16 protein-coding genes and 1 pseudogene are annotated in these 18,500 nt (G+C 67.8%); 5 read left to right on the plus strand and 12 right to left on the minus strand.

What is annotated here, in order from left to right:
• Positions 1 to 4 precede the first annotated feature (4 nt).
• The 5 genes from AZKH_RS24175 to AZKH_RS24195 all read right to left on the minus strand — a co-directional run bounded on the left by AZKH_RS24175 (position 5) and on the right by AZKH_RS24195 (position 5,144).
• Positions 5 to 970 (minus strand): RimK family alpha-L-glutamate ligase, encoded by a 966-nt coding sequence (locus AZKH_RS24175; protein WP_015451929.1) that lies wholly within the window; start codon positions 968 to 970, stop codon positions 5 to 7.
• Entirely contained in the window at positions 967 to 1,977 is a 1,011-nt protein-coding gene (gene mch / locus AZKH_RS24180; RefSeq protein WP_015451930.1) for a methenyltetrahydromethanopterin cyclohydrolase, read from the minus strand. The genes AZKH_RS24175 and mch overlap by 4 nt, the downstream gene beginning before the upstream one ends.
• Complete coding sequence (locus AZKH_RS24185) at positions 1,928 to 3,112, minus strand: ATP-grasp domain-containing protein (protein WP_015451931.1); 1,185 nt, start codon at positions 3,110 to 3,112, stop codon at positions 1,928 to 1,930. The genes mch and AZKH_RS24185 overlap by 50 nt, the downstream gene beginning before the upstream one ends.
• 16 nt (positions 3,113 to 3,128) lie before the next feature.
• Positions 3,129 to 4,040, minus strand: coding sequence for an NAD(P)-dependent methylenetetrahydromethanopterin dehydrogenase (locus AZKH_RS24190; protein ID WP_015451932.1), 912 nt, complete (start codon positions 4,038 to 4,040; stop codon positions 3,129 to 3,131).
• Positions 4,041 to 4,103: 63 nt separating this feature from the next.
• Positions 4,104 to 5,144, minus strand: coding sequence for a beta-ribofuranosylaminobenzene 5'-phosphate synthase family protein (locus tag AZKH_RS24195; RefSeq protein ID WP_051071807.1), 1,041 nt, complete (start codon positions 5,142 to 5,144; stop codon positions 4,104 to 4,106).
• 315 nt (positions 5,145 to 5,459) lie between these two features.
• On the opposite strand from AZKH_RS24195, the gene AZKH_RS24200 reads away from it, so the two are divergent.
• The 5 genes from AZKH_RS24200 to AZKH_RS24220 are packed head-to-tail and all read left to right on the plus strand — an operon-like array spanning position 5,460 to position 11,500.
• On the plus strand, positions 5,460 to 5,942 hold the full coding sequence (locus AZKH_RS24200; protein WP_015451934.1) for a formate dehydrogenase subunit gamma: 483 nt from the start codon (positions 5,460 to 5,462) through the stop codon (positions 5,940 to 5,942).
• Positions 5,939 to 7,498: an NADH-quinone oxidoreductase subunit NuoF gene (locus AZKH_RS24205; RefSeq protein WP_015451935.1), complete on the plus strand. Its 1,560-nt coding sequence runs from the start codon at positions 5,939 to 5,941 to the stop codon at positions 7,496 to 7,498. The genes AZKH_RS24200 and AZKH_RS24205 overlap by 4 nt, the downstream gene beginning before the upstream one ends.
• Positions 7,499 to 7,520: 22 nt before the next feature.
• Positions 7,521 to 10,415, plus strand: a complete 2,895-nt coding sequence (gene fdhF, locus AZKH_RS24210) for a formate dehydrogenase subunit alpha (RefSeq protein WP_015451936.1) — start codon at positions 7,521 to 7,523, stop codon at positions 10,413 to 10,415.
• Complete coding sequence (fdhD, locus tag AZKH_RS24215) at positions 10,412 to 11,260, plus strand: formate dehydrogenase accessory sulfurtransferase FdhD (protein WP_015451937.1); 849 nt, start codon at positions 10,412 to 10,414, stop codon at positions 11,258 to 11,260. The genes fdhF and fdhD overlap by 4 nt, the downstream gene beginning before the upstream one ends.
• Before the next feature lie 3 nt (positions 11,261 to 11,263).
• Complete coding sequence (locus AZKH_RS24220; RefSeq protein ID WP_015451938.1) at positions 11,264 to 11,500, plus strand: formate dehydrogenase subunit delta; 237 nt, start codon at positions 11,264 to 11,266, stop codon at positions 11,498 to 11,500.
• Between the two features lie 105 nt (positions 11,501 to 11,605).
• Here the strand turns inward: AZKH_RS24220 and AZKH_RS24225 are convergent, their stop codons facing one another.
• The 7 genes and pseudogenes from AZKH_RS24225 to AZKH_RS24250 form a co-directional block, all read right to left on the minus strand.
• Positions 11,606 to 12,274, minus strand: coding sequence for a hypothetical protein (locus AZKH_RS24225; protein WP_015451939.1), 669 nt, complete (start codon positions 12,272 to 12,274; stop codon positions 11,606 to 11,608).
• Between the two features lie 164 nt (positions 12,275 to 12,438).
• Positions 12,439 to 12,585 (minus strand): annotated as a pseudogene (locus tag AZKH_RS27070) (3-hydroxyacyl-CoA dehydrogenase family protein); the annotation flags it as partial.
• A gap of 82 nt (positions 12,586 to 12,667) precedes the next feature.
• Positions 12,668 to 13,315, minus strand: coding sequence for a response regulator transcription factor (locus AZKH_RS24230; RefSeq protein ID WP_015451941.1), 648 nt, complete (start codon positions 13,313 to 13,315; stop codon positions 12,668 to 12,670).
• A 138-nt stretch (positions 13,316 to 13,453) separates the two neighbouring features.
• Positions 13,454 to 14,323, minus strand: a complete 870-nt coding sequence (locus AZKH_RS24235) for a transporter (protein WP_015451942.1) — start codon at positions 14,321 to 14,323, stop codon at positions 13,454 to 13,456.
• A 136-nt stretch (positions 14,324 to 14,459) separates the two neighbouring features.
• Complete coding sequence (gene aldA, locus AZKH_RS24240) at positions 14,460 to 15,893, minus strand: aldehyde dehydrogenase (protein ID WP_015451943.1); 1,434 nt, start codon at positions 15,891 to 15,893, stop codon at positions 14,460 to 14,462.
• 103 nt (positions 15,894 to 15,996) lie between these two features.
• Positions 15,997 to 17,733 carry a PQQ-dependent dehydrogenase, methanol/ethanol family gene (locus AZKH_RS24245; protein ID WP_015451944.1) on the minus strand — a complete coding sequence of 579 codons (1,737 nt, stop codon included), beginning with the start codon at positions 17,731 to 17,733 and terminating at the stop codon, positions 15,997 to 15,999.
• Between the two features lie 76 nt (positions 17,734 to 17,809).
• Positions 17,810 to 18,421 (minus strand): ubiquinol-cytochrome c reductase iron-sulfur subunit, encoded by a 612-nt coding sequence (locus AZKH_RS24250; RefSeq protein ID WP_015451945.1) that lies wholly within the window; start codon positions 18,419 to 18,421, stop codon positions 17,810 to 17,812.
• Between the last annotated feature and the right edge of the window lie 79 nt (positions 18,422 to 18,500).

Below are 18,500 nucleotides of genomic sequence, written 5' to 3' on the forward strand. Positions count from 1 at the left end.
GATGCTAGCCCGCGCGCAGCTCGTCGGCCGGCGCCAGGGCGACGCCCAGCCGGCGGCCGAGGAGATCGTCGACCATCGCCTGCGCGATGTCGAAGCCGGTCACCGACTGCAATCCCCGCCACGCGGCGACGCCGTTGACTTCGAGCACCTGAGCGCCGAGCGGCGCGGCTGCGTCGGGCACGAGATCGACGCCGGCATAGTCCATCCCCAGCGCGGTGGCGGCGCCCTCGGCGAGCGTCGCGAGCGCCGGCGTGATCTGCGCGGCCCGGCAACGAGCGCCCTGCGCGACGTTCCTGACCCAGTGCACGCTCACGCGCCGCATCGCCGCGACCGCCCGCCCGCCGACCACCAGCACGCGCCAGTCGAAGCCGGGCGCGCCGGGGCCTTCCGGTTGCGGCACATAGCGCTGCAGATAGGCGAGCCGCCCGTAGCCCGCCAGATCAGGCAAGGGCACCGCCTGCCCGTCGACGCAGCCGACGCGTTGCAAGCCCTTGCCCTGCGAGCCGAACAGCGGCTTCAGCACGAGGCAGCGGCCCGCGGCCGTCTCGGCCATCACGAGCCGCCGCGCCTCGGCCTCGGACTCCATCGCCCAGCATGGCGGCGACGCGATGCCGGCGCGGTGCAGCAGGAAACTCGTCATCGATTTGTCGACGCTGCGCTCGATCGCCCGCGCGTCGTTGTAGACCGGCACGCCGAGCTCGCGCAGCGCGTGCAGGATACCGAGCCGCTTCGTGACCTGTTCGAGCGTGCCGCCAGCGATCCCGCGGACGATCGCGGCGACCGGCAGCGAGCGTCCGAAGCCCGGGATCACGATGCCGGAACCACCGCGCGAGGTGTCGAAGCGGCAATCCTCGAGATCCGCGCAACGGCCGTCGAAGCCACGGCGCGCGAGTGCCCGGCGCAGCCGGCTGGTGTGCCAGCCGGTCTCGTCCGTCAGGATCGCCACGCGCGGCCGGGCGGGGGCGCTCATGCCTCGTCCAGCCACAGACGCCGCAGCAGGCCCATGTCGAGCTTTCCGGCGTGCCAGGTCCGTCCGCTCGCGAGGTTGCTGACCCACACCTCGGCGGGAGCGAAGAGCGCGCCGTCGATGCGGTAGAAGTCGTAGTCGTAGTCGCGGAAGATGTCCGCGAAGGAGCGCCCGTAGTCGCGTGAGGTCGACGAGGGCAGCTTGTTCGCGAGCTCGCGCGCCGCGTCGTCATCGCCGGCAACGGTCAGATGCACCTGGCCGCCGTAAAGGATCGCGTCGTTCGTGCGCCCCATCGCGATGCCCGTGTCCGGGCTCGGCGCCGGCAAGGGCGCACGCGCACTCCCGTCGACGACGTCGCCGAGCGCGAATCCCAGTTCATGCGCCTTATGCAGCGCTACTTCGAGCACACGCGCGACGACCTGGGTCGAGCCGGCGAGGCTCGTCGTCGGCGTCAGCACCAGCGTGAGCTGCCACGGCTCGAGCCCGCAGTCGCGCAGGATCTTGTCGATCACGACCGGCGGCGGCGCGCGATCGACCTCGAGCACGAGCACTGCAGGACCCGCGCGGTCGCGGTAGCCGAGTTCCTCGAACAGCGGCTCGCGGCACGCGAGCGCACGCGCCGGGCCGGAACCGAGCGAGAAGAATTTCTTTCCTCCGCCCTCCTCCTTGCTCGCCGACAGGCTCCAGCCCGCGTACTGGCTCGCGAGGCACGCGAGCACCGGCTGCGAACTGGCGACCTCGACCCAGGTGGGCCAGCCTCCATCACCGTCGCTCCCCGAGGCGAGGCGCACACGGCCGAGCCCGCCCATGCAGATCTCGCCGATGGCGAGTCCTGCCGCGACGCTGCCGCGCGTGCCGATGCCGGCATCGACGATCGTGACGCCGGTCTCCGTATGCTGCACGTCGAGCCGCCACTCGGCCGCGCGGCCGGTCAGCCGCGCGACGAGCGGGGCCGCCAGTTCATTGATACTCGAGCGCTCGGAGGCGAGCACCTTCGCTGCTTCGTTCATCGACCTGCTCCATCAGGAAGGGAATCTGTTGACGGCGCCGCAGGAGCTGCGCCTCGACTTCGGCCACCGTATCGCCCACCGCCGACACCGTGCACAGCGGCTCGCCGCGCGCGATGCGCGTGCCGCTTGCCGGCAGGTCGTGGCACCACGTCCGCTGCGCGAGCGCATCGGATGCCCGCGCGCCGACCTCACAGGCCCGCTTCGCGAAGAGGGTCTCGAAACCACGCGGGCGCTCGGAACCGGCAAGGAGCTCGGGCCCGGGCAAGCGACCAGAGAGGCTCGCTTCGACGTGAACCCGCAGCAATCCGCCCGCCAGCGCGTGACGGTACAAGGCGATGGTCGCGGGCGGCCGCGGATTGAGCTCGATCACGCGGATCTCTTCGTCATCGAGCATGAAATCGAGGCCATTCAAGCCGCGCAGGCCGAATTCGGCCGCAAGCGCATCGAGCATCGTCTCCAGCGCACTGAGGACGACCGGCGCGACACGCACCGGGCCGATGCAGCCGCGGAACACGAAAGGGCGCTCGCCGAGCGGGCGCACGGTCTGGCGATTGACGCCGAGGAGCCGGCTGCGGCGACCGTCGGCGACGAACAGGGCCGACATCGGCACGCCGGCGGCGATGCGCTGGTAATAGACGCGGGAGCCCGCATCCGCGTCGTCATCAGGACGCGCCCGCCACACGCCCCACCCGCCGCTGCTCGCCGCGTTCTTGCGCAGCCAGCCGAACGGCGATGGAGGACAGTCGGAACGGGTCTCCGGATGCGGGATGCCGAGCGCCGCGAGGCGGCCGAAGAACAGCGCCGGATCGCGCACGCGTGCGACCACTTCCGCGGTGTTGCCGGCAAGCGGCAGCACTTCGGCTCCCGCCGCCAGCAGCTCCGGACATCCGTCGAAGCCGCTGCCGGCGACCCAGGCTTCGGCGCCCGCCGCGCGCGACCGCCGCAAGGCGTCGATCAGCGCTTCGCCATCGATCGCGAGGCGCGCCGTTTCGCCGATCGGAAACCACGCCTCCGCTGCGCGCCGTGTATCGCGGTCGCCGAAGAGATCCAGCGCGATGGCGCGATAGCCGCTACCGCGAGCGACCTCGGCAAGCATCCGCGCAGACAGCGCGGCGACGGCGAGCAGCGGGGACATGATGTTTCCTCCTACGTCAGCGGGCGGCCTTCTCGGCGACGACCTCACGCGCCATCGCGAAGGCCTCGCGGAAGCCGAGATAGACCGGCTTGTCCGCCTCGCGCATCATGCGCAGCAGCCGATGCTCGGTCTGGTACTTGACGTTGCCGATCGCCAGCGCGCCGATGCCCACGCCACGGCCTTCGGGCAGCGGCTTGCCGTCGTCCATCACGCCGACCCCGGCGATGCCTTCGGGCGGCACCGCATTGACGTCGGCCGCGACGAGCAGCCGGGCGGCCGCGGCGCGCTCCGCATCGGTGACGACCTGGACACCCGCAACGGACGCTGCGAAGACGACGTCGGCCGCGGCGAGTGCCGCGCGGCGCGCCTCAGGCGTACTCGCATCGGCGCCGGCGAGCCGACAGTCGAAACGCGCGCCGGTCTCGGCGGCGGCGGCCTCCGCCGAGGACAGCTTCGCATGGTGGCCGAGCAACACCTCGGCCCCGAGCCCCGCCGCAAGCACGCCGGCGATGCGTCCGACCGTTCCCGTGCCGCCGAGCACCAGCACGCGCTTGCCGGCGAAGCCCGTATCGTGCGCACGCTTCAGCTGCTGCTCGACGCAGGCGACGAGCGCCGCCGCGGTCGTGTAGGAGCCGCTCGGATCGGCCATCACCGACACCTCGAAGGGCGGCACCATCGCGGCGCGGGCGGTCTCGAGCATGTCGGAGGCGGCGATCACGTTGCGCCCGCCGATGAAGATGCCGGTCGCCTTCACCCCCTTCGGCCCGCGCGAAAAGATCGCGTCCTGCGTCAGGCCGCGGATCTCCTCGGCCGTCACGCGGCAGTACGGCACGACCACGTCATAGCCGGCATCGACCGCCATATTGATGTCGAAGGGGCTCATCTGGCCGGAGGGGGTGAACATGTGGAGGATGTATCGGGCTGACATGGATTCCGTCCGTGGGCGAAGGAAGATCGTTGAAAGAGAAAAAGGGAACGGCCGGAAGCGCGATCAGGCGCTTCCGCAGCCGCCCCAAGGAGAAGACGGTCGGTCGTCGAGCTGGGCGCCGTGGTTACGCCCGGCGACGACCACGAGGCGCAGCGCCGGATCGACGACACCGGCTGCGCGCGCGGCGGCGATGATTTCGGCGGCGCGCGCAGCCGTCGGCAGGATCGCGAAGCCGGTCGGCCCCCACGAGCTCTGTCCGATGCCGGCGCAATAGCGCGGGCGGATCCATTCGAGCACCCGCTCGACGGCCGGGCTCGTGTACATCGAGCCCCCCTGGGCCGGCGCGAAGTAGTCGCCGATGAGCCGCTGCAGCGTCGATACGCCCTCGGCGAAGGGCTCGAAGTCGCTTTCCATTGCGCCGGGCAGCACGCGCATCAGCACCTGGTGGCACAGTTCCGCGGCAAGCTCACGCGGGAAGGGCGCGAGGCGTTCCATCGCGACGCGTTCCTCGGCGCCGTGCAGCCCGTCGCGTTGCTCGTCGAGCACCAGCAGCACGCGCCAAGCCTGTGGAAACGCCATGCGCGCGAGCAGCGGGGGCGTCGCCCCTTCGACGCCCGGCCCGCCGTCGAGCAACAGACCGCCGCGGTCGAATCCGGCGATGCCCACGCCCGAACGCCCACCGCGGGCGAGCAGCGCGGCGATGCGGCGGGTTTCCAGATCGAGCCGATGGCAGGCGCTGAACGCGCGCCCCAGCGCCAGCGCGAGTTGCGTCCCGGAGCCGAAGCCAGCGTGTGCGGGGGGGCTGCGATGCAACACGACGTGCAGCGGCGCCAGCATGCCGGTCTCGGTCCGCAGCGCCGCGAGGTGCCGTGCGAGCCGCTCCCGGACCTCATTGCCGCAGTCGGCCGGCACCTCGATCGCGTCGCATTCCGACGCCGAAACGCTCACCTGCGTGCTCATTCCGTTGATGACGAGGCCGAGGCTCGCGAAGCGACGGCCGAGCGAGGCGCTGGGATCGAGGAAGCCGAGGTGCAGCCGCGCCGGCGCATCCACCATGGCGACGGCGGACGCGGACATCGGGGAGGCGAACGAAGCGATGGTCATCGGGGTTCCGGAGTCGGAGAGGTCTGCGGCATCCACAGCAAGCTCCGGGCCACTGCCCCGCCAGCCCCGAAAACCAAGGCACTGCGCGCTTCACAAGGTTTTCGGCGGGACACAGTGTCACGCGCATGGCGCACCTCGCGCCCCGTACAGCCGTGTTCGGAAAAACCGAATATGCCTGCAAAATTTCTCGGTTTCCCTCGTCATGGCGGGCGCCTAAGCTCCGGTCACCCGATCGGATGACGCCAGCCGTCTCACCCTCCCTCCCTCCATGAGCCGCCTCGCGCTCCGATCGGTTCCCCCCAACGGAGACCCCTCATGGCGGACGAAACCACCGCGGCAAGAATCCAGCGCATCGTCGACCAGCGCCGCACGCTGCCCGGCGCACTGCTGCCGATCCTGCATGCGATCCAGGACGAAATCGGCTGGGTGCCGGACGACGCGGTCCCGACCATCGCCACCGCCCTGCGCCTGAGCCGCGCCGAAGTGCATGGCGTCATCAGCTTCTACCACCACTTCCGCACCCGCCCCGCCGGTCGCCACGTCGTCCAGGTCTGCCGCGCCGAGTCCTGCCGTTCGATGGGCGCGGTGGCGCTCGAAGAGCACGCCAAGGCGAGCCTCGGCGTCGACTTTCATGAAACCACCGGCGACGGCGCCGTCACGCTCGAACCGGTGTACTGCCTCGGCAACTGCGCCTGTTCGCCCGCGATCCGCATCGACGACGAGATCGTCGGCCGCGTCGACGCCCAGCGTTTCGACGCCGAGATCGCCGCGCTGCGTGCCGTCCGGGAGGAAGTATGAGCACCCGCATCTACGTGCCGATCGACTCGACCGCCCTCTCACTCGGCGCCGAACGCGTCGCCCGCGCGATCGCTGCGGAAGCCACACGGCGCGGCCTCGACGTCACTCTCGTGCGCAACGGCTCGCGCGGCATGTTCTGGCTCGAACCGCTCGTCGAGGTCGAAACGCCGGCCGGCCGAGTCGCCTACGGGCCGGTGCAGCCCGACGACGTACCCGGGCTCTTCGCGGCGGACTTCCTCGCCGGCGCCGCCCACCCGCTCGCGATCGGCTGTGTCAAACACCAGCCCTGGTTCGTCGGCCAGCAGCGCCTGACCTTCGCGCGCGTCGGACTGACCGACCCGCTGTCGCTCGACGACTACCGCTCGTACGGCGGCTTCGAAGGCCTTGCCCGCGCACTCGCGCAATCCGGCGCGGAGACGGTCGCCCAAGTCACCGACTCCGGCCTGCGCGGCCGCGGCGGCGCCGCCTTCCCGACCGGCATCAAATGGCGCACCGTGCTCGACGCCGCGGCCGACCGCAAGTACGTCGTCTGCAACGCCGACGAGGGCGATTCGGGGACTTTCTCGGACCGCATGCTGATGGAAGGCGATCCCTACTGCCTGATCGAGGGCATGACGATCGCCGCCATCGCGGTCGGCGCGACCCAAGGCTACATCTACCTGCGTTCGGAATATCCGCATGCCTTCCGCACGCTGCAGGCGGCGATCGGCTGCGCGCGCGACGCGGGCTACCTCGGCCCCGACGTCATGGGCTCTGGCAAGGCCTTCGAACTCGAAGTCCGCATGGGCGCCGGCGCCTATATCTGCGGCGAAGAGACCTCGATGCTCGAGAGCCTCGAAGGCAAGCGCGGCACGGTGCGCGCGAAGCCGCCGCTGCCGGCGATCGCGGGCCTCTTCGGCAAACCGACGGTCATCAACAACGTCATGAGCTTCGCGTCGGTGCCGGTGATCCTCTCGCGCGGCGCGGCCTTCTACCGCGACTACGGCATGGGCCGCTCGCGCGGCACGCTGCCCTTCCAGCTCGCCGGCAACCTCAAGCGCACCGGGCTCTTCGAGTGCGCGTTCGGACTCACGCTGCGCGAGCTCCTGTACGACTACGGCGGCGGTTCCGCGAGCGGACGGCCGATCCGCGCCGTGCAGGTCGGCGGCCCGCTCGGCGCCTACGTCCCCGAGTCGCAGTTCGACGTGCCGCTCGACTACGAAGCCTACGTCGGCATCGGCGCAATGATCGGCCACGGCGGCATCGTCGCCTTCGACGACACCGTCGACATGGCCGCGATGGCCCGCTATGCGATGGAATTCTGCGCCGTCGAATCCTGCGGCAAATGCACACCCTGCCGCATCGGCTCGACGCGCGGCGTCGAAGTCATCGACCGCATCATCGCCGGCGAGGAGCGTGCGAAGAACATCGCGCTGCTCGGCTCGCTGTGCGACACGATGCTCGCCGGATCGCTGTGTGCACTCGGCGGCATGGCGCCCTACCCGGTGCAGTCCGCGCTGACCCACTTCCCCGAAGACTTCGGCGTCCCGCGCGCCGACAAGCAGGCGGCGGCCTGAAGCCCCGCCGAGGAGCAATAACATGTCCCTCCCCCGCGACACGGACTACGGCACCCCCAAGCGCGAATCCGCCGAGATGGTCAGCCTGACGATCGACGGCGTCGAGATCACGGTGCCGGCTGGCACCTCGGTGATGCGCGCCGCCCAGGAAATGGACATCGCGATCCCCAAGCTCTGCGCCACCGACAGCATCGAACCCTTCGGCTCGTGCCGCTTGTGCGCCGTCGAGATCGAAGGCCGCCGCGGCTACCCGTCCTCCTGCACGACGCCAGTCGAGCCCGGCATGGTCGTGCGCACGCAGACGCCCAAGCTCGCCGATCTGCGTCGCGGCGTCATGGAGCTCTACATCTCCGACCACCCGCTCGACTGCCTCACCTGCCCCTCCAACGGCAACTGCGAACTGCAGGACATGGCCGGCGTCGTCGGCCTGCGCGAAGTGCGCTACACCGCGCCGAGCAGTATCCAGAACAAGAACCACTTCGACGCCGCCAGCCGCGCCCCCCTCGACACCTCCAACCCCTACTTCGCTTACGACCCGTCGAAATGCATCGTCTGCAACCGCTGCGTGCGCGCCTGTGAGGAGACGCAGGGCACCTTCGCGCTGACGATCGCCGGCCGCGGCTTCGAATCGCGCGTCAGCCCCGGCCAGGGCCAGAGCTTCATGGACTCCGAATGCGTGTCCTGCGGCGCCTGCGTCCAGGCCTGTCCGACCGCGACGCTGATGGAGAAATCGGTCATCGAGCTGGGCCAGGCCGAACGCAGCCTCGTGACCACCTGCGCGTACTGCGGCGTCGGCTGCTCCTTCAAGGCCGAGATGAAGGGCAACCAGGTCGTGCGCATGGTCCCGCACAAGGACGGCCACGCGAACCACGGCCACTCCTGCGTCAAGGGCCGCTTCGCCTGGGGCTACGCGACCCACCCGGACCGCATCACGACGCCGATGATCCGCGCGAGCATCGACGAACCCTGGCGCAAGGTCAGCTGGGAAGAAGCGATCGCCTACGCCGCATCCGAATTCCGCCGCATCCAGGCCAAGCACGGCCGCAGCTCGGTCGGCGCGATCACCTCGTCGCGCTGCACGAACGAAGAGACCTACCTCGTGCAGAAGCTCGTGCGCGCGGCCTTCGGCAACAACAACGTCGACACCTGCGCCCGCGTCTGCCATTCGCCGACCGGCTACGGTCTGAAGCAGACGCTCGGCGAGTCGGCCGGCACGCAGACCTTCGACTCGGTGATGCAGTCCGACGTCGTACTCGTGATCGGCGCGAACCCGACCGACGGCCATCCCGTGTTCGGCTCCCAGTTGAAGCGTCGCCTACGCCAGGGCGCGAAGCTCGTCGTCATCGACCCGCGCGAGATCGATCTCCTGAAAGGCGCGCACTACGAGCCCGCCTACCACCTGAAGCTCAGGCCCGGCACCAACGTCGCGATCGCCAACGCGCTGGCGCACGTGATCGTCACCGAAGGGCTCGTGCAGGAAGACTTCGTCGCCGAACGCTGCGATACGGCCTCGTTCGCGATGTGGCGCGAGTTCGTCGCGCGCCCGGAAAATTCCCCCGAAGCGACCGCCGATATCACCGGCGTCCCCGCCGAAGCGGTACGCGGCGCGGCTCGCCTCTATGCCGGCGGCGGCAACGGCGCGATCTACTACGGTCTCGGCGTCACCGAGCACAGCCAGGGCTCGACGATGGTCATGGGGATCGCGAACCTCGCGATGGCGACCGGCAACGTCGGCCGTCTGGGCGTCGGCGTGAATCCGCTGCGCGGCCAGAACAACGTTCAGGGCTCCTGCGACATGGGCTCCTTCCCGCACGAGCTGCCTGGCTATCGTCACGTCTCGGACGGCACGGTGCGCGGCCTGTTCGAGGGCGCCTGGGGTGTCACGCTCGACGCCGAGCCGGGACTGCGCATCCCGAACATGTTCGAAGCCGCCCTCGACGGCAGCTTCCGCGGCCTGTACTGCGAGGGCGAGGACATCGCGCAATCCGACCCGAACACCCACCACGTCGAGGCGGCACTGCGCGCGATGGAATGCGTCGTCGTGCAGGACATCTTCCTCAACGAAACCGCCAAGTACGCGCACGTCTTCCTGCCCGGCGCGAGCTTCCTCGAGAAGAACGGCACCTTCACCAACGCCGAGCGCCGCATCTCGCGCGTCCGCAAGGCGATGCCGCCGCTCGCAGGTAAGGAAGACTGGGAAGTCACCGTCGATCTCGCCAACGCGCTCGGCTATCCGATGCAATACGGCCATCCGTCCGAGATCATGGACGAGATCGCGCGCCTGACTCCGACCTTCCGCGGCGTCAGCTACGAGCTGCTCGACCGGCTCGGCAGCGTGCAGTGGCCCTGCACGGACGCCGCGCCCGAAGGCACGCCGATCATGCACATCGACGCCTTCGTCCGTGGCAAGGGGCGCTTCATGCCGACCGAGTACATACCGACCGAGGAGAAGGTCACCAAGCGCTATCCGCTGATCCTGACCACGGGACGCATCCTGTCGCAATACAACGTCGGCGCACAGACGCGGCGCACCGCCAACGTCGCGTGGCACGGCGAGGACCGGCTGGAGATCCACCCGCAGGACGCCGAGGACCGCGGCATCCGCGACGGCGACTGGGTCGGCATCGCGAGCCGCGCCGGCGAGACCGTGCTGCGCGCGACGATCACGGCGCGCGTGCAGCCGGGCGTTGTCTACACGACCTTCCACTTCCCCGAGTCCGGCGCGAATGTCATCACCACCGACAACTCGGACTGGGCGACGAACTGCCCCGAGTACAAGGTCACCGCGGTCGAAGTGATGCCGGTCGCGCAGCCCTCCGAATGGCAGCAACGCTATCGGCAGCATCACCGCAAGCAGACCGCACTGCTGCGTGGCGATGCCGCGGCGGCGCTCGCCGGCAATGGAGAAAGGGTGTGAGCGCGCAGCTGAAACCTGAGGCCTGCCCTGTAGCCGAGCACGCGCCATGGGACGCGCGCGCTACCGTCCTCGCGTGCAGGCACATCGACGGCGAAGCGCTCGCAAGCGTTGAGACCGTCATCGAGGAAGTGCCCGTGGCGCTGGTCTACAACGGCATCTCGCACGCCGTGATGCTCGCTAGCCCGACCGATCTGGAAGACTTCGCCCTCGGCTTCAGCCTGTCGGAAGGCATTCTGTCGAACCCCGGCGAGCTTTACGACTGCGAAGTCGTCCATGGCCCCGGCGGCATCGAAGTGCGCCTCGACATCGCCGCCGCACGGATGTTCGGCCTGAAGGAGCGGCGGCGCAACCTCGCCGGCCGCACCGGCTGCGGACTGTGCGGCGTCGACAGCCTCGATGCCGCAGTACGTACGCCCGCACCGGTCGCCCCCCGGACGGCGGTACGCGCCTCCGCAATCCAGCGCGCCCTCGCGGAGCTGAACGCCCTGCAGCCGCTGCATCGCGCGACCGGCGCCGCGCACGCGGCGGCCTGGGCCGACAACGACGGCAGCCTGCAACTTGTGCGCGAAGACGTCGGCCGCCACAACGCCCTCGACAAGCTCGCCGGCGCCCTCGCCGCCCACCGCGTGAACCCGGCGGACGGCTTCGCCGTCGTCACGAGCCGCGCGAGCTACGAAATGGTGCAGAAAGCCGCCACTGCCGGCATCGGCGTGCTCGCCGCGATCTCGGCCCCGACCGCCTTCGCGGTGCGCGTGGCCGACGCCGCGCACGTCACGCTCGTCGGCCTCGCCCGCGCCGGGCGCATGACGGTGTACACCCACCCGACCCAACTCACCGGAACCTGATCGATGGACATCGACCATCTCGTCAAAATGGCCAACCAGATCGGCCGCTTCTTCGAAGCCTGGCCAGACCGCGCCGCCGCGCGCCGCGAGGTCGCGGACCACCTCACCCGTTTCTGGGAGCCGCGGCTGCGCAATGCACTGATCGAGCGGCTCACGACCGACGGCGCCGCCCGCATCGGCGCCACCCCGCTCGTTGCGGAGGCCGTCGCGATGCTGCCTCCCGTCGGACAGGCGCGTTGACTTCCCACTGACGTTCCCTCCCTCATCGGACCGCCAGGGGCGGCTCGAAACTCAGGTCTCCCGCCCGGTGCGGGGGTGGCCGCCCACACGCGTGATCATCGACCCTCACTTCGACGCCGCGGGCATCGTCATGGTCTTCAACACCTCGTCCAACTCCTTCAGGGCGCGCTGATCGTCCTCGGTCAGGGCGGCAGGCGCCGTGCAGCGGGGATCGGTCTTCTGCACCGCCGCCAGCATGCGGCGAGTGATGGGGATCGGATCGCAGCCATGGTCGATCTCGCACACCATGTCGAACGCGGGTTGCGCCTTCACATGGCAGGCAAAACAATTTCCCCCGAAGCGATTGACCACGTCCGTAAACCCGCGCTTGCGGATCTTCGATCCCTCCTTGGAGACGTCCAGCTCGAAGAATTCCCAGTCCTTGGTCGCGGCGTTGAAGCCCTTCGGGTGCTTCACCATGACCTCGCCGGGCACCAGTTGCACGACGGAGCCCGGCGGATACGATCCGGTTCCCTTCTCGGCGACCTTGATCGTGGCTTTGCGATTGCCGAGGAGATTGTCCACGTAGAAATGGCGTACCTTGACCATGTCGTTCAGGCACTTGAACGAGCTATCGCTAATGGACAGCTCTCGCGCCTGCGCTTCATGTCCACCGCTGACGGCAGCACTCAGCAAAAGCGCTACGCCAAGCGACCTGAACGTCGTCTTCAAGCCTTGACGGGCGCACGAGCCACGGGCGGAAAGAATTGGGGGAAAAGCCGGGATTTTCTTCATTTTTGTCACCTCGTCATCGAAACCTAGCCTCGCCGTGTCCCTCAACGAGTCGTGCAAAGCGCCACAGAATAAAAAAAGAAAGGTGCCGGCAGGAACGCAGGGGAGAGGAGGAATCCACCGTTCCAGCGTGATGACGAGGCACCTTTCCGTACGAAAACCTTAGGTCATGCGTAATTGAAAAAGCCGCGGCCGCTCTTGCGGCCCAGGAAGCCGGCGTCGACCATCTCCTTGAGCAGCGGCGCCGGGCGGTATTTCGGCTCCCCGAAACCCTCATGAAAGACCTGCATCACCGAGAGCATCGTGTCCAGCCCCGACGATGCCTACGTTCCTGATGCCCACGATGCGATACCTTCCGTATGTCGATTGAGATTGTTGTGTATGACCCCGCCGCGGCTAGGCCTCGATGAGCCCCGCCCGTACTGCAATCAACGCCAGCTGCGCCGCATTGGCCGCCTGCAGCTTCTGCTTGATGTGGTACAGATGCGTTCCCACGGTACTTGGGCTGATGCAGTGCGAATCGGCGACCTCTTGCACATTGCTGCCCTTCGCCAATTGCAGGAACACCGCGAACTCCTTGTCGGTGAGGGCGTCGATGGGGTCGGCCCCTTTGCCGAACTGCGCCAGCACGAGTTGCGAAGCCAGGTCGGGATCGAGGAAGCGACGGCCGCGTGCGACCTGAGCGACCGCGCGAACCAGCTCCGACGGCTGCGCCCGCTTGCACAGGTAACCCGTCGCGCCGGCCTTCAGCGCCCGAGTGGGAATCTGCGGGTCGTCGTGCGCGGAGAGCATCAGCACGCGCGCGTTGCCGTGATGCGACAGCAGCCGCTCCAGGGCGCCCAGTCCGCCGAGTCCCGGCATCGTCACATCCATGACGAGCACATCCGGCAGATGCCCGGCGAAGCAGGACACGGCTTCTTCTCCGGAGCCAGCCTCCGCAACGACCGTTGCGCCGGCCCCTTCGAGCAGCATCCGGAAACCCATCCGGACGATGGCGTGATCGTCCGCCAGCACCAGGCGCACATTCTCAAGCGTGGCAGTCATAGGCGCTTTCCTCATCCACTCGGGAGATCGGCAGTCGCTGGCAGAAACATGCCGGCAATGCGCTCCTTTCGATTGCAGGCATCTTCGCTCTCATGAGCATCGGCCGGCGGGGGAGCGAAGGCTCCCCCGCCGCGCTCGTCAAAACACGTACGCGAAGCGCACGTTGAGGTTGTTCGACACCGGCATGTTCTTGCCGTCGATGCCGCCCTGATAGTGCACCGCCAGGTGGTAGTTCGGCGCCAGGTGGAACATGACCCCGACCGCCGCAGCCAGCTCGTGCGCTTCGGGCGCGCCGGCCTTGCTGTTCTGCCATTGGTAGTCCAGGCCGACGTACGGTTCGATCAGTTGCGACACGCGGTAGCCGAAACGGTTATTGAAGTAGTAGAGGTTCGCCGGATCCGACGTGTTCTTGTCCTCGCGCGGACCGTTGATCGTCGTCGCGAGGTTGCCCGTGTAGTTGAACTTGTCGTACTGCGCATCCCAGAACACCGAGGCGACGACGTTCCAGCGCGTCGCACGCAGTTCGCGATCGCCGACGGGGACCTGCACAAAGAACATGTCGGTACCAAGCGTCCAGTGCTCGTTCGGCTTGATCCAAAACGCAGGTCCGGTCAGCGGGTCGGCAATACCGCTCACCCCGCCGCCGGTATCACGATTACTGACGCTGACCTTCGGAACGATGAGTTCCCAGGCGATGCCGACGCCATCGGTCACTTCCCAGAAGTGGACAAACTTGGAGATGCTGACCAGCGTCTCGACATCGGCCGTCTTGTCCTTGCTGCCACCGTTACTCCAGACATCCTCGTTTTTCTGAAAGGTGGAGTACTCGACAAACACGTTCCAGGGCTTCATACCCTTCGGGTCTGGAAGCGAGTACTCGTGCGGCCCGATGAAACCACGCGTGACCTGCGCCTGCGCCGCGGTTCCGGCAGCGCACAGCGCTGCGACGACTGCTCCCTGGATCACCGTCCTGACGCACGACTTTTTGCAGCTCTTCTGGTTCTTCACTTTTGGTCTCCTGCTTCTTCTCACGGATGGCGCCTGAAAGCGCCGTTTCTCTTCAATCGGGCGGGCGCGACTCGCCCTGCCGGGACCCGCGTGACGGATCCCGGCCCCTTCTCCCTGCCAAAAACGGATGCGGTGTTCAGGTGGTCTGCAGATAGACCACGTGCGTTTCGGTGTACTCGTACAGACCGTGCTTGCCGTCCGCGCCACCGATGCCGGACTTGCGGCGACCAGCGTGGAAGCCCTGCATGGCCTCGAAGTGCTCGCGGTTGATGTAGGTCTCGCCGAAGCGCAGCTCGCGCGTCGCCTTCATCGCGGCGTTGAGGTCACGCGTGAAGATGGACGAGGTCAGGCCATACTCGGAGTCGTTGGCGAGCGCGATGGCCTCGTCGAGATCCTCGATGATCTGCACCGGCAGGACTGGCCCGAAGATTTCCTTCGTCATCACGTCCATGTCGGAACGGCAGCCCATCAGCACCGTCGGCTCGTAGTGGAAGCCCTCGCGGTCGGCGACCTTGCCGCCGGTCAGAATCTCCGCCCCCTGCCGCCGTGCGCTGTCGACCAGCGCCGCGACCTTGTCCAGCCCGATCTTGTTCACTAGCGGCCCCATGTGCAGGCCCTGGTCCGCCATCGGATTGCCGTAGCGCGTGTCGGCCATCAGCGCGGTCACCTTCTCCGCCAGCGCCGAGGCGACGCCCCGCTGCACGTAGACGCGCTCGGCCGCGTTGCACACCTGCCCGGTATTGAGTACGCGCGATGCGTGCAACGCGCGCGCGGTCAGCTCGAGGTCGGCGTCGTTCAGAACGATCGCCGGGGCCTTGCCGCCGAGTTCGAGATTCACGCGGGTGAGGTTGCGCGAAGCCGTTTCCATGATGCGGATGCCGGTCTGCACGCTGCCGGTGAAGCTCACGAGGCCGACGTCCTTGTGCGCACTCAGCGCGGCACCGGTCGCACCCGCGCCGCTGATAAGGTTGAACACGCCGGCCGGCAGGTCGCACTCGGCGACGATCTCGGCGAATTCGACCGCGTTGAGCGGCGTCTCCTCGCTCGACTTGATGACGATGGTGTTGCCGGTCACGAGCGCCGGCGCCATCTTGCGGGCGATCAGGAAGAACGGGAAGTTCCACGGCAGGATGCCCGCGGTGACCCCGATCGGCTTGCGATGCAGGAAGATCGTCTCGCCGGGACGGTCGGAGGGGATGATCTCGCCTTCGATCCGGCGCGCCCACTCGGCCATGTAGTCCATGTAGTTGGCCGTGAAATCGACTTCCACACGGGCGAGGTCGAGGATCTTGCCCTGTTCCAACGTGATCGTGCGCGCGAGGCGCTCCTTGTTGTCGCGGAGCTTGTTGGCGATGCGGCGCAGGTGGTTCGCGCGCTCGATCGCCGGCAGCCTTTCCCAGGCCGGCTGGGCGCGCCGGGCGGCCTCGACGGCGCGATCGACATCGGCCGCGGTGGAGGCGGGCACGACCCCGAGGAGTTCGTGCGTCGCCGGGTTGCGCACCTCGATCGTGGCGCCGCCTTCCGAATCCACGAACTGGTTGTCGATGAAGTTGCGATACGACTTGTTCATTTGCCTGTCCTCACGTTATGGGCGGTCTGGTGGCCCGGATTTTTTGAACTCTGAATTCATTTCAACAAGACAAAAAAACGGGCCACCGTCACTCGCCCGACGATCATTTCGCCAGCTTGTAGACCATCACCGTGCCGCCCTGCGGCACCACCGTCTGATACCCGAGCAGCCGGTCGACGCCGCCCTGCATGCGCTGCGCATCGACGCCCCAACCCGACTGCACGGCGATGTATTGCTCGCCATCGACCTCGAAGGAGGTCGGCACGCCGGTCACGCCCGAGGGAGTGGCTGCTTCCCACAGGACCTTGCCGGAGGTCGCGTTGAAGGCGCGGAACATGCGGTCGTTGGTGCCGCCGCCGAAGACCAGGTTGCCGCCCGTGGTGAGCAGCGGTCCCCAGTTGAAGGTCGGGTACTTGTGCGTCCAGACCTGCTTGCCGGTCTTCAGATCCCAAGCCTGCACCTCACCCATCGTCTTCGGTGCCTCCTTCGCGCCCTTGGCCCAGCGCAGGCCGGTCAGGATCGCCTCGATCGGGTAGCCGATGTACAGGTCGCCCTTCTTGTACTTCGTCGGCTCCGGCTCGGGCAGCTCGGCGCACAGGTTGTTGTTGGCCGGCACGTAAAGCAGGCCGGTCTTCGGGTTGTAGGCCTCAGGGAACCAGTCCTTGCCGCCCCACAACGACGGGCAGAAATGCACGTCGCCCTTGCCCAGGCCCGGACGGTGTTCGTCGATGAAGGTCGGACGGCCGGTCTTGGGATCGATCGACTTGATCGTGTTGTTGTTGACGAAGGGATAGGCATCGACGAATTTCAGCTTCTGGCCGTCGCGATCCAGCACCCACAGGTAGCCGTTGCGGCCCGCATGCACGGCGGTCTTCACCTTCTTGCCCTTGACCTCGGTGTCGATCAGCAGCGGCGCGGACACCTCGTCCCAGTCCCAGGCGTCGTTCGGGTTGTACTGGAAGTAGGTCTTCAGCGCGCCGGTGTCGACGTCAAGGGCGATCGTCGAACCGGTGTAAAGGTTGTCGCCCTTGCGCCCCTCGGTCGGCCACGGCGCCGGGTTGCCGGTGCCCCAGTAGGCCAGGTTGGTATCCGGATCGTAGCTGCCGGTGATCCAGATGCTGCCGCCGCCGTTCTTGTACGTCTCGCCCGGCCACGTGTCGCCGCCCGGCTCACCCGGCGCGGCCGTGGTGTAGGTCCGCCACGCCTCTTCGCCGGTCTCCGCGTCGAAGGCCGCCACATAGCCCCTCACGCCCGTCTCGCCGCCGGAGGAACCGACCATGATCTTGCCCTTCGCCGCAAGCGGAGCGAGCGTGATGTACTGCAGGGCCTTCCAGTCGCCGACCTGCTTGATCCACACTTCCTTGCCGGTCTTGGCGTCCAGCGCGACGAGGTGGGCGTCCACCGTTGCCACATACACCTTGTCACCATAGAGTGCGACGCCACGGTTGGTGGGATGCAGTTGCAGCATCTCGCCGGGCAGCTCCTTCTTGTAGCGCCACAGCTCCTTGCCGGTCTTCGCCTCCAGCGCAATGACCTGCGCACCGGGGGTCGTCACGAACATGTAGCCGTTGTTCACGATCGGCGGCGACTGATGGCCTTCCTTCTGCCCGGTCGCGAAGGCCCAGGCAAGTTGCAGCTTGCCCACGTTCTTGTCGGTGATCTGCGACAGCGCGCTGTAACCCCAGCCCGCGTAGTTACCGCGGTACTGGAGCCAGTTCGCGGCTTCGGGATTCTTGAGCCTCGCATCGGTCACGGGAGTGTAATTGCCGACTGCGGCAAGCACCGCCGCCGGCAGCGCCGCCATCGCACATACGGCGAAGCCTTTCATCAAGCCCTTCATCTTCTTGTCTCCTCCATTGTTGGTCACAGCGGCCCCCATTGGGCCGCCGAGGGTGGCAAAACCGTGATGCGTCATTTCATGCCTGCGCCGTGAAGCCGGGCGGCGTTGCGAAAGGCCCCGCGATGACGAGTTCGTCGCCTTCGAGCTTGAGGGGCAGGACAGGAAGCGGGCGCGGTGCCGGGCCCCCTGCCACCGATCCGTGGTCGAGCGGGCGGAACTTGGAGCCGTGGCAGAAGCACGCGAAGACCTTCTCGCTGGACATCCAGGTCTTGATGTCGCAGCCCATGTGCGTGCAGATCGCCGAGAACGCGAGCACTCCGCCGGCGGACACCGCCTTGGACTCGGCATCGAGCTCGGCCTCGGGCAAGCGCAGCAGGACAATCTTGTTCAGGCGGGTCTCGGAACGCACCTTCTTCGAGGCGACGTCGAAGGGAAAAGCGAGTAGCGGCTTGCCGACCCGCAGGTCACCGAGCTTCAGCGGGGTCGGTTCGCCCTCCGCGTCATCCTCGACCAGGCGGTCGCCCGTTGCGTGGCGCAGCTCCTCCGGCACGGTCTCCATCGCCTGCGCCGAGCGCCCCTGGAGGCCCATTCCGGCCATCAGGCCGACCGCGGCAATCTTGAAGATCCTGCGGCGATGCGCATTAACCGGTGCTTGTGCAGCGCACGCGCAAGTTTCTTTGTCTTCCATTTGAATCGTCTCCGTCCGTGCGATCCCCTGCATTTGCCGCGGGGATTCTTGTCGCTCATCTCTGGTTTCGTACACTACA

It is taken from the genome of Azoarcus sp. KH32C (assembly GCF_000349945.1).
Taxonomy (GTDB): domain Bacteria; phylum Pseudomonadota; class Gammaproteobacteria; order Burkholderiales; family Rhodocyclaceae; genus Aromatoleum.

What these genes read in the sequence shown, in the direction of transcription:
- AZKH_RS24245 (WP_015451944.1), bottom strand. Translation starts at nt 17,733, where the DNA reads ATGAAGGGCTTGATGAAAGGCTTCGCCGTATGTGCGATGGCGGCGCTG.
- AZKH_RS24175 (WP_015451929.1), bottom strand. Translation starts at nt 970, where the DNA reads ATGAGCGCCCCCGCCCGGCCGCGCGTGGCGATCCTGACGGACGAGACC.
- AZKH_RS24225 (WP_015451939.1), bottom strand. Translation starts at nt 12,274, where the DNA reads ATGAAGAAAATCCCGGCTTTTCCCCCAATTCTTTCCGCCCGTGGCTCG.
- AZKH_RS24250 (WP_015451945.1), bottom strand. Translation starts at nt 18,421, where the DNA reads ATGGAAGACAAAGAAACTTGCGCGTGCGCTGCACAAGCACCGGTTAAT.
- AZKH_RS24185 (WP_015451931.1), bottom strand. Translation starts at nt 3,112, where the DNA reads ATGTCCCCGCTGCTCGCCGTCGCCGCGCTGTCTGCGCGGATGCTTGCC.
- AZKH_RS24200 (WP_015451934.1), top strand. Translation starts at nt 5,460, where the DNA reads ATGGCGGACGAAACCACCGCGGCAAGAATCCAGCGCATCGTCGACCAG.
- AZKH_RS24220 (WP_015451938.1), top strand. Translation starts at nt 11,264, where the DNA reads ATGGACATCGACCATCTCGTCAAAATGGCCAACCAGATCGGCCGCTTC.
- AZKH_RS24230 (WP_015451941.1), bottom strand. Translation starts at nt 13,315, where the DNA reads ATGACTGCCACGCTTGAGAATGTGCGCCTGGTGCTGGCGGACGATCAC.
- mch (WP_015451930.1), bottom strand. Translation starts at nt 1,977, where the DNA reads ATGAACGAAGCAGCGAAGGTGCTCGCCTCCGAGCGCTCGAGTATCAAT.
- fdhF (WP_015451936.1), top strand. Translation starts at nt 7,521, where the DNA reads ATGTCCCTCCCCCGCGACACGGACTACGGCACCCCCAAGCGCGAATCC.
- AZKH_RS24205 (WP_015451935.1), top strand. Translation starts at nt 5,939, where the DNA reads ATGAGCACCCGCATCTACGTGCCGATCGACTCGACCGCCCTCTCACTC.
- aldA (WP_015451943.1), bottom strand. Translation starts at nt 15,893, where the DNA reads ATGAACAAGTCGTATCGCAACTTCATCGACAACCAGTTCGTGGATTCG.
- AZKH_RS24195 (WP_051071807.1), bottom strand. Translation starts at nt 5,144, where the DNA reads ATGACCATCGCTTCGTTCGCCTCCCCGATGTCCGCGTCCGCCGTCGCC.
- AZKH_RS24190 (WP_015451932.1), bottom strand. Translation starts at nt 4,040, where the DNA reads ATGTCAGCCCGATACATCCTCCACATGTTCACCCCCTCCGGCCAGATG.